The sequence below is a fragment of the Anaerolineae bacterium genome, assembly GCA_014360855.1.
Taxonomy (GTDB): Bacteria; Chloroflexota; Anaerolineae; order JACIWP01; family JACIWP01; genus JACIWP01.
The window spans coordinates 1-2233 of sequence record JACIWP010000382.1; the positions used below are offsets into that span (position 1 = coordinate 1).

At 61.5% G+C, this 2233-nt stretch carries 2 protein-coding genes; both read left to right on the forward strand.

Going from position 1 to position 2233, the window contains the following annotated elements:
- Window positions 1–403 (forward strand): hypothetical protein (locus tag H5T60_14240; protein MBC7243592.1); only part of this gene is annotated, 403 nt, incomplete at its 5' end.
- 3 nt (window positions 404–406) lie between these two features.
- Window positions 407–1873 (forward strand): sugar transferase, encoded by a 1467-nt coding sequence (locus tag H5T60_14245; GenBank protein MBC7243593.1) that lies wholly within the window; start codon window positions 407–409, stop codon window positions 1871–1873.
- Window positions 1874–2233 lie beyond the last annotated feature (360 nt).

Below are 2233 nucleotides of genomic sequence, written 5' to 3' on the forward strand. Positions count from 1 at the left end.
GCAGTACGGTTTCTGGAAGGCCTTCGTCACCTTGGAGAACCCGCGGGCGCTGGCGCCGCGCCATCTGGCACCCATCGGGTTGGCCGGCGCGGTGGCCGGGGGCGGCCTGCTGAGCGTCTTCCTGCCCTTCATCCGGCCGCTGTATGCCGGCCTGTGGGCCGTATATGCCCTGGCCTGCCTGGCCATGGCGCTGTGGGAGGTGCGTCGCGCCGGCTGGCGCTATTTGCCGCTCCTGCCGCCGGCCTTCGCCACCATTCACCTGTGTTGGGGCGCCGGCTTCTGGTGGGGATTCCTGCGCAACGGATTCCCCCGGCTGTTCGGCCGGCCTGCGCCTCGCAGGAACATTCCAGTGCTGGGGAATGAGGCTCCCGAACGGGCAGGGATATCCTGGAAGGAGGGATGAGCTGTGGCCGACTCTCAACCTATCATCCAGACAGCGGAACCGAACGTGGCGCCGGCCGTCCGGCGTGGATTCCACTTCCCCCTGAATATCTCCGAGCGCAAGCTCCTGCTGATGGCGCTGGACCTGCTGGCGCTGTGCGGTTCCCTGATGCTGGTCACCATGCTGCGGCCCGAATATGCCGCTGATGTCACCGTGTTCCTGCGCCGGCCGTATTGGCTGTTGACTTTGGCGCTCATCTGGCTTCTGCTGGCCAACGGCATGGATCTCTATGACCTGCGGGTGGCAGGACGTTTCACAGCCAGCATTCCCTCGGTGGCGCTGGCCGGCATCATCACCACCGTGGGGTATTTGTTCATCCCGTTCGTCACGCCGGCACCACCCGCGTCCCATCTGTTGATGGGCGCCTTCCCTCTGCTGAGCATTGCTATGCTCCTGGCAGGACGGTTTCTGTACACCCGCTTGCTGGCCCAACCGGTCTTTCAACAGCGCGTGCTGATCGTGGGCGCCGGCTGGGCCGGCCGCACCATCGCCGAGGCTCTGGCCCGCACCTGCCGCGACTCCGTGTGCATCGTCGGTTTCGTGGACGATGACACGGCCAAGCAGGGCAGCGTCATAGAGGTAGGGGAGCAAAGGGTGCGGGTGCTGGGCGGCCGGCGAGAGCTGAAGTCCCTCATCGGCGCGCAGCGGGTGACCACCTTAGTGCTGGCCATCACCCATGAGATTGAAGGCGAGCTTTTCCAGGCGTTGATGGACTGCCTGGAATTCGGCGTGGAAATTGTCCCCATGCCAGTGCTCTACGAACAGCTCACCGGCAAGGTGCCCGTCGAGCACATCGGCGACAACTGGTACGTGGCCATGCCCATTCACCACCCGCAGACAAAACGCCTGAACCGCATGGTCAAACGAGCGACGGATATCATCCTGTCCTCTATCGGGATCCTGCTCCTGCTCCCCTTCCTGCCCATCCTGGCACTGGCCATTTACATTGACTCGCCCGGACCGATCTTTTACACCCAGGAGCGGGTGGGGGAGGGCGGGAAGATTTTCAAGGTCTACAAGTTCCGCTCCATGGTGCCGGATGCGGAGAAAGGGGAAGCGGTCTGGGCGCAGGAGAACGACCCGCGCGTCACCCGGGTGGGCCGGCTCCTGCGAAAGACACATGTGGATGAATTCCCGCAGTTTTTGAACATCCTCAAAGGGGAAATGAGCGCAGTGGGGCCGCGGCCGGAGCGGCCCGAGTTCGTGGCGGAGCTGGCCGAAGAGATACCCTTCTACCGCACACGCCATGCGGTGAAGCCGGGCATGGCCGGCTGGAGCCTGGTCAAGTACGGCTACGCCTCCTCGAAGGAGGACGCCAAAATCAAGATCCAGTACGACCTGTACTATATCAAGCACCAATCCTTCTGGCTCGATATGGTCATCCTCATCAAGACCATCATCGACACCATCACCCTCCGCGGCCGGGCCTAGCTCGGACTCGTATTTTGTTACTTATGGGAGAAAATGGAAATGTTGAGAGAGCTTTTCCCCCCGCACCCGCCACTCCGGGCGCGACCGAGGGGTGCGGGGCGGGCAGACAGGGGGGCGGGCCTAGCTCGGACTCGTATTTTGTTACTTATGGGAGAAAATGGAAATGTTGAGAGAGCTTTTCTCCATTGGATATAGCAACGCAGTCCGAGTAGCAGAGGCAATTACTTCGTCGAGCTGGTGGAAAATTAAGGTCACTGTTCTTGCAATAGCTTGTGGCTTATTCTTCTCCTTCCCCAGCCTCGACGCCTTCTTTGATGGAAGATACTTAGAATCCTGGTCTCCGGTGCTAATCAAGGTCCA